We start from the raw sequence: 2,139 nt of genomic DNA, 5'->3' as shown, positions 1-2,139 counted from the left end.
TTTGTATTCAATTTAATTTCAGGACCTATGATATCCTTAATATTAATTGTAGATTCCTGTTTAGTTTCATTGCCACTGTTATCAGTCGCAATGATTGTTGCTTTCTGTTCACTGTTTAATTTCTTTGTATCAATATCACCTTTAACAGTTAATACTGGTGAAGGATCAAAGTTATCAGATACATCAAAATAATCTGCAGGATTAAATGTATCACCATAGTTTACATCAAAAGACTGTGTTTTTTGAGTTAATGTTGGTGCAACAGAATCCTTAATATTAAATGATAATGTTTTTTCAGCCACATTGCCGGCGTTATCTTCTACATGAGCCACAACCTTCTGTTCCCCGATTACAGTTGTGTCAATACCACCTTCGAAAGTGATGAATTCACTGACATCACCATCAACATTATCTGTTGCTTTCACGTAATCTAATAAGTTATTAGAACCATTGGCTTCTACATCAATAATATATCCACCTTCAGTACGTGAAGCAATAACAGGAGCTTCATTATCAATAACCTGTACTTCAACTTCTTTATCAGTTGTATTCTGGAATGTATCAGTAACAGTCACTGTAACACGATAAGTACCTAACTGTTTTGCTTCATATGTTCCTGACTTAATAGAAACATCCATGATATCTAAATTATCACGGTTATCTGTGATTTCAAAGTCTGAAGCATTTAAGTATGTTCCATAAGGAACAACAATTTTATTTGAATGAATAACAGGTGCCTGACGGTCAGCCGCTGCATAACCTACTAGCGCAAATGCAGAGATTGCGAATGCAGGTAATAATATTGTTTTCTGAGTTTTAATTCTATCTACAATTGCATGAAGAGTTACGGGGGCATTTTGAGTCATAGTATTCTCCTTTTCTTTTCGACAATTGCGATTATAACACTATGCCATATATGTGTCCACCATTTTCTTAAGATATTTTTAAGATTTTATATTTTTTATAGTATATATCAGTGTTTTTACGTTTAAGATTTTATTAATAATTAATAAAAATAATGACTTTTTGGTCTTTAGCATATATTTTCTTGGTGATTTTTTAGAATCCTAATTTATCAAACACATATATTCTGATTATTTCAACAAGTGTACACAGAGTAAATAACAACATTGTTACCTATATTAAAAAAGTCCTCCCTAAGGAGAACTTATTATCCAAGATATGCTTCTCTAACACGTGGGTTATTTGCAACATCATTCGCTTCACCTGATACAGTAATATTACCTGTTTCAAGTACATAAGCATGATCTGCGATAGAAAGTGCTTTATTCGCATTCTGTTCTACAAGAAGGATAGTAACGCCTTCTTTTTCATTAACTTCTTTAATGATATCAAATATTTCATTGACAAGAATTGGAGAAAGACCCATTGATGGTTCGTCTAATAGTAATAGTTTTGGTTTAGACATCAAAGCACGGCCCATTGCAAGCATCTGCTGCTCACCACCAGATAATGTACCAGCTAACTGTTTCTTTCTTTCTCTTAAACGTGGGAATAATGTATAAATATGTTCAAGGTCATTCTTAATACCATCTGCATCATTACGAAGATAAGCACCCATTTCTAGGTTATCAGCAACACTTAACTGGGCAAAGATACGACGTCCTTCAGGAACCTGTGCTAGACCTTTAGAGACAATCTTATGAGCAGGAGTTTTCATGATGTTTTCACCATTAAAGATAATATCACCACTCTTACCGTTTAATAAGCCAGAGATAGCATGCATTGTACTTGTTTTACCTGCACCATTGGCACCAATAAGTGCAACGATTTCACCTTCTTCTACATTAAATGAAATCTTCTTAATCGCATTAATGACACCATAATGTACTTCAAGATCCTTAACTTCTAATAACATCTTTAGCCCTCCTCTTCATTGCCTAAGTAGGCAGCTACAACATCAGGGTTGTTTCTAATTTCTTCAGGTGTACCAAAAGCAAGTACTGTACCAAAGTTTAATACTGCAATCTTTTCGCAGATACCCATAACTAGCTTCATATCATGTTCAATAAGAAGAATTGCGACTGAGAACTTTTCTCTTACAATCTTAATAGTTTCCATTAATTCAGCTGTTTCTGTAGGGTTCATACCTGCAGCAGGTTCGTCTAATAATAATAG

At 33.9% G+C, this 2,139-nt stretch carries 1 protein-coding gene and 2 pseudogenes; all 3 read right to left on the bottom strand.

What is annotated here, in order from left to right:
- Positions 1-866: pseudogene (locus ACT8VG_RS10510) on the bottom strand (NlpC/P60 family protein); the annotation flags it as partial.
- 305 nt (positions 867-1,171) lie between these two features.
- A complete protein-coding gene (locus tag ACT8VG_RS10505) occupies positions 1,172-1,879 on the bottom strand; it encodes an ABC transporter ATP-binding protein (protein WP_022424674.1) in 708 nt (235 codons plus the stop codon).
- Between the two features lie 2 nt (positions 1,880-1,881).
- Positions 1,882-2,139, bottom strand: a pseudogene (locus tag ACT8VG_RS10500) (ABC transporter ATP-binding protein); the annotation flags it as partial.

This window comes from Catenibacterium sp., from assembly GCF_052354645.1.
Lineage (GTDB): Bacteria > Bacillota_I > Bacilli_A > Erysipelotrichales > Coprobacillaceae > Catenibacterium > Catenibacterium mitsuoka_A.
The sequence above is the reverse complement of the archived record's forward strand: the minus strand, read 5'-3'. Positions and strand labels throughout refer to the sequence as shown.

Bases quoted from the DNA above. Each gene is read 5' to 3' on its own strand.
- ACT8VG_RS10505 (WP_022424674.1), bottom strand. From the start codon at position 1,879: ATGTTATTAGAAGTTAAGGATCTTGAAGTACATTATGGTGTCATTAAT.